The sequence below is a fragment of the Xanthomonas sp. SHU 166 genome (assembly GCF_000364685.1).
Taxonomy (GTDB): Bacteria; Pseudomonadota; Gammaproteobacteria; order Xanthomonadales; family Xanthomonadaceae; genus Xanthomonas_A; species Xanthomonas_A sontii.
In genome coordinates, this window is sequence record NZ_AQOJ01000203.1 from 1 (window position 1) to 1,119 (window position 1,119).

General features: G+C 69.6%; 1 protein-coding gene. It reads right to left on the bottom strand.

Annotated features, from left to right (window positions below; genetic code table 11):
• A partial coding sequence (locus D180_RS07020; RefSeq protein WP_017912235.1) for a biotin carboxylase N-terminal domain-containing protein occupies positions 1-947 on the bottom strand: 947 nt, incomplete at its 3' end.
• Between the last annotated feature and the right edge of the window lie 172 nt (positions 948-1,119).

The window sequence follows — 1,119 nt, forward strand, 5'->3', positions numbered from 1 at the left end:
ACCAGGTCGGTGCCGGTGATGCACTCGGTGACCGGATGCTCCACCTGCAGGCGGGTGTTCATTTCCATGAAGTAGAACGCGCCGTTGGGCGCGACGATGAACTCCACGGTGCCGGCGCCGACGTAGCCCACCGCACGCGCCGCCTCCACCGCGGCCTGGCCCATCGCCGCACGCCGTTCCGCGTCCATGCCCGGTGCGGGTGCCTCCTCCAGCACCTTCTGGTGGCGGCGTTGCACCGAGCAGTCGCGTTCGAACAGGTAGACCAGTTCGCCGTGGCTGTCGCCGAACACCTGGATCTCGATGTGCCGCGGCCGCAGCACGTACTTCTCCACCAGGACGTGCGCATTGCCGAACGCGGCCTGCGCCTCGCGCTGGCAGGCGGCGAGCGCGGCGGCAAAGTCCTCATCGCGATCGACCCGGCGCATGCCCTTGCCGCCACCACCGGCGCTGGCCTTGATCAGCACCGGGTAGCCGATGGCCGCGGCCTGCGCGCGCAGGAAGTCCTGATCCTGCTGCTCGCCGTGATAGCCGGGCGTCAGCGGCACCCCGGCGGCCTGCATCAGCGCCTTGGCCGCGCTCTTGTCGCCCATGGCGCGGATCGCCGCCGCCGGCGGCCCGATGAACACCAGCCCGTGCGCGGCGCAGGCTTCGGCGAACTCGGCGTTCTCGGACAGGAAGCCGTACCCGGGATGGATGGCCTGCGCGCCGCTGCGTTGCGCGGCCTCGAGGATGCGCTCGCCGCGCAGGTAGCTCTCTCGCGCCGGCGCGGCGCCGATGTACACGGCCTCGTCGGCCAGGCGCACGTGGCGGGCGTCGCGGTCGGCATCGGAATACACGGCCACGGTGGCGATGCCGAGCTTGCGGCAGGTGGCGATCACCCGGCAGGCGATCTCGCCGCGATTGGCGATGAGGATCTTGTCGAAAGTCGGCAGGTCGGGGGTGGCCATGGTCGGGTGCCTGGAGAAGGTTAGAGGTGTCGCGCTTGCGGTGCGCAGACGTGCGTTAAGCGCGTGCTGCGAAGGTCGCGGTTTCGGTTGCTAGCGTTGTAGCAGCGGTCGCTTGGCTTCGCTTTGGCTGTTGCCCTTGCTTTTGACTTACCGGGTTCCCTTCCGAAGCGGC